Below are 4,894 nucleotides of genomic sequence, written 5' to 3' on the forward strand. Positions count from 1 at the left end.
TCGGTGTGGTTGGCGGTGATGACGGCTCGGTGGTGGAGTAGGGCGCGTTGGTGGTTGAGGGCGGCGGCGATGTCACCGAGGTCGGTGCGGTCTTGCAGGTAGTCGGCCAGCCGGGCGGCTTGGTCGCGTAGGGCGGCCGGGGTGTGGGCCGATAGCGCGAGCGGTCCGGGCGGCAGCGGTTCAGCGGTCGGTTCGGTGGGTTGGGGGGCTTGTTCGAGGATGAGGTGGGCGTTGGTGCCGCTGATCCCGAACGACGACACCGCTGCGCGGCGGGGCTGGCCGGTCTCGGGCCACGGAGTCGCCTCCTGGAGCAGTCCGATGGTTCCGGAGCTCCAGTCGACGTGGCTGCTCGGGGCGTCGATGTGCAGCGAGGCCGGCAGTGTGCCGTGGCGCATCGCCTCGATCATCTTGATGACGCCGGCGACACCGGCCGCGGCCTGGGTGTGGCCGATGTTCGACTTGATCGATCCGAGCCACAACGGCTGGTCGGGGGTGTGCGCGACGCCGTAGGTGGCGAGGAGGGCCTGGGCTTCGATCGGGTCGCCCAGGGTGGTGCCGGTGCCGTGCGCCTCGACCACGTCGACCTGGGCGGCGGACAACTTCGCGTTGGCCAGGGCCTGTTCGATCACCCGCTGCTGCGACGGGCCGTTCGGGGCGGTCAGGCCGTTGGAGGCGCCGTCCTGGTTGATGGCCGAACCGCGGATCACGGCCAGGACCTGGTGGCCGTGGCGTTGGGCGTCGGAGAGTCGTTCGAGCAGGACCAGGCCGACACCTTCGCCCCAGCCGGTGCCGTCGGCCGCGTCCGCGAACGGCTTGCACCGGCCGTCGACCGACAGCACCCGCTGCCGGGCGAACTCGATGAACGCCCCCGGGCTGGACATCACCGAGATGCCGCCGGCGACCGCCATCTCGCAGTCGCTGTTGCGCAGTGCCTGCACGGCGAGGTGCATCGACACCAGCGACGACGAGCACGCCGTGTCCACCGTCACCGCCGGGCCCTCCAGGCCGAACGTGTACGCGACCCGGCCCGAGGCCACGCTCGCCGCGCTGCCGTTGCCGAGGTAGCCCTCGAAGCCCTCCGGGATGTTCTGCATCAGCCGGGCGCTGTAGTCGCCGTAGATGACCCCCGCGTACACCCCGGTGTTGCTGCCCTTGACCCCGGTGGGGTCCAGGCCGGCCCGCTCGAACAACTCCCACGTCGTCTCCAGCAGCAACCGCTGCTGCGGATCGGTGGCCAGCGCCTCCCGCGGGTTCATCCGGAACAGCTCCGCGTCGAACAGGTCGGCGTCGTGCAGGAACGCCCCCACCCGGGTGTAGGTCTTGCCGCTCGCCGCCGGGTCCGGGTCGTACAGCTCCTCCAGATTCCATCCCCGGTTCTCCGGGAACCCGGAGAAGCCCTCGCCGCCGGTGCTGACCAGCCGCCACAGCTCCTCCGGCGAGCCGACGCCGCCCGGGAACCGGCACGCCGCCGACACGATGGCGATCGGCTCGTCCGGCGCTGTGGTGGCCACCGTCCGCTTCGGTGCGGCGGGCGCGGTGGTGACCAGCTCGTCGCGGATCCGCTCGGCGAGCGCCCGCGGGGTCGGGAAGTCGAAGACCAGGGTGCTGGGCAGCGTCAGACCCGTGACACCGTTGAGCCGGTTGCGCAGCTCCACCGCGGTCAGCGAGTCGAAGCCGATCTCGTTGAACGGAATCGTCGGATCGATCGCCTCCTGCGTCGCGTGGCCCAGGACCGCGGCCACGCTGTCGCGTACGAGACCGAGCAGGAACTCGTCGCGTTCCGCGGCCGACATCGCGCCCAGCCGCCCGGCCATTCCCGCGACCGGCGCCGCGGCGGCCGCCGGCCGCCGGCGCCGCACGAGATCCCGCAGCAGGGGAGGCACGTCATCGGCGTCACCCGCCGGCAGCGGTACGCACACCTGGTGGGCCGGCCCGGCGCCGATCGCGGCGTCGAAGAGGGCCAGGCCCCGTTCCGTGGTGAGGGTGCCGCCGCGGGTGGCCGGGTCGAGGTGGGCCGTCATGGTGGTGCTGTGCTGCCAGAGTCCCCAGGCGAGGCTGGTGGCTGGTTGGCCGTGGGTGTGGCGGTGAGCGGCGAGGGTGTCGAGGTAGGTGTTGGCGGCGGCGTAGTTGCCTTGGCCGGGGTTGCCGAAGGTGCCGGCGGCGGAGGAGAACAGCACGAAGGCGGTCAGGTCGAGGTGCTGGGTGTGCTGGTGCAGGTTCCAGGCGGCGTCGACCTTGGGGGCTAGGACGGTGTGGAGTTGTTCGGGAGTGAGGTTGGTGATGGTGGCGTCGTCGAGGACGCCGGCGGCGTGGATGACGGCAGTGGGTTGGTAGGTGCTGATCAGGTTGTGGACTTGGTTTGTGTCGGTGAGGTCGCAGGCGACGACCTCGACGTGGTCGGTGAGGGCTTGCAGGGTGTCGGTGTCGGGGTGGTCGGGTCCGGTGCGGGAGGCCAGGACCAGTCGGGTGATGCCGTGGTGGGTTGCCAAATGCCGGGCGATCAAGGCGCCGAGGCCGCTGGTGCCGCCGGTGATCAGGACGGTGTCGTCGGGGGCGAGCGGGGTGGGCACGGTGAGGACGAGTTTGCCGATGTGCCGGGCCTGGCTGAGGCTGCGCAGCGCGTCCCGGGCCTCCCGCACGTCGAAGCAGTGCGTCGGCGGCGGGGACAATACGCCACTCACGAACAGTTCACGCAGGTGGGCGAGCATCTCCGCGATCCGGTCCGGTCCCGCCTCCATCAGGTCGAACGCCTGATAGCTGACGCCGTCGTGCTCGGCCGCAACGGTTCCCGGGTCACGGATGTCGGTCTTGCCCATGTCGATGAACCGGCCCCCGGGGCGCAACAACCGCAGCGACGCGTCGGTGAACTCGCGCGCCAGCGAATTGAGGACGACGTCGACACCCTCGGGGACGCGCTCCTCGAACTCGAGCGTGCGCGAGTTGTGGATCTGCTCCGCGGTGAGCCCGGCGGCGTGCAGGGCCGGCCACTTGCGCGGGCTGGCGGTGGCGTGGATGCGAGCCCCGAAATGCTGGGCCAGCTGCAGGGCGGCGGTGCCGACCCCGCCGGTGGCCGCGTGCAGCAGCAGGGTTTCGTCCGGCCGCAGCCCACCGAGGTCACGCAACCCGTAGTACGCGGTCAGGAACACCACCGGCACGGCCGCCGCCTGCGCGTACGACCATCCCGGCGGAACCGTGGTGAGCAGCCGCCGGTCGGTGACCGCGCGGGCGCCGGCGCCGTGCGGCAGCATGCCCATCACCCGGTCGCCGGCCGCGAGGCCGGTGACGTCGTCCGCCACCTCGAGCACCACGCCCGCGCCCTCGCTGCCCAGCAGGGCCTCCGGGTCCGGGTACATGCCCAGGGTGATCAGCACGTCGCGGAAGTTCAGCCCGATGGCCCGCACCGCGACCCGCACCTCGCCCGGGCCGAGCGGGGCGTCGACCCGCTCATCCGGCGTCAACGCGAGGTGGTCGAGCGTGCCGCTCCCGGTCCGCCCCAGTGTCCACGGGCCCTCCGGCAGCCCGAGACCCGGTGCGACCCGGGCCAGGCGGGGCACGAGCACCTCCTCCTGACGGATGGCGACCTCCGGCTCGCCGGCGGCCAGCGCGGCGGCCAGCCGGTCGTCGCCGAGCGGAACGTCATCGGCGTCGACCAGCACGACCCGGCCCGGCTGTTCGTTCGCGGCGGTGCGGGCCAGCCCGGTCAGCCCGCTGTGCGCCAGGTTCAGCGTGTGCAGCTCGCCCGTTCCGGCCGCCACCGCGTGCCTCGTGCACACCACGAGGCGTCGATCGTCGTCGGCGTGCCGGCCCAGCCACTCCTGAAGGAAACCGAGCAACTGCGCGGTGAGCTCGTGAACGTCCGCCGACTCGGGCGGCGTCCACACGTCCACCCCGTCCAGCCGCGGCTCCGCGTCGGACTGCGGCGCCGGCACCCACGTCAAGCGGAAGCGGTCGTCGGCGCCGGCGGTCGCCGCGGCCAGTGCCGCCGGGTCGACGGGCCGGGTGAGCAGCCCTGTGACGGTCAGCACCGGCCGGCCGGCCGGGTCGTCGGCGCTCAGCGTGATGTCGTCGCCGTCCGCGGTGAGCGTGGCGTGCAGCTCGGTGGCGTCGGTGGCGTGCAGCGTGACACCCGTCCACGCGAACGGCAGCCGCAGGCCGGTGTCGCCGGTCCGGGCCGCGAGGGGGTGCAACACGGCGTCGAGCAGGGCCGGGTGGATCGCGTACCCGTCCGGGGTGAGCCCCTCCGGCAGCCTGACCCGCGCGTGCACGGCGCCGTCCGGCGCGTACGCCAGGCCGGTCACCGCGGCGAACGCCGGGCCGTAGTGGTAACCGCGCGAAGCCAGGCCTTCGTAGAGGCCGTCCGGTGGCGACAGCGTCGGGCGTTCCCCGTCGTACGCCGGGGGCTGGGCCGTCGTCTCGGCCAGGGTGCCGGTGGCGTGACAGACCCAGGGCGCGTCCGCGTCCGTACGGGAGTGGATGGTCACGGTGGCGTCGGTGGTGATGACCTGAAGGTGCAGGACCGTGGCGGGGGTGAGCACCGCCGGGGTGTGCAGGGTCAGGTCGGCGACGGCGGGTGTGGCGGTGTGGCTCGCCGCGTGCAGGGCCATGTCGAGCAGAGCCGTGCCGGGGAGCAGGGTGGTGGTGTTGACGGTGTGGTCGGCCAGCCACGGATGGGTGTTCATGGTGAGGCGTCCGATATGGACGGTCGTGTTCGTCTCGGCGACATGCATGGCCGCCGCGAGAATCGGATGGGGCGACGCCTGGAGACCGAGATCCGACGGGTCGGTCAGGTGGTCGGATGCGTCGAGCCAGTAGCGGTGGTGTTGGAAGGGGTAGGTGGGGAGGTTGGTGAGGGGTGCGGGGGTGGTGGGTGTGGGTGGGTTGAGGTGGGCGAGGG

General features: G+C 72.5%; 1 protein-coding gene. It reads right to left on the minus strand.

Annotation, left to right across the window (positions count from 1 at the left end; genetic code table 11):
• Nucleotides 1-4,894: SDR family NAD(P)-dependent oxidoreductase (locus tag ACGFIQ_RS36165; protein ID WP_393250839.1), on the minus strand; the 4,894-nt coding region annotated here is incomplete at both ends.

It is taken from the genome of Micromonospora sp. NPDC048898 (genome assembly GCF_043198035.1).
GTDB lineage: Bacteria > Actinomycetota > Actinomycetes > Mycobacteriales > Micromonosporaceae > Micromonospora.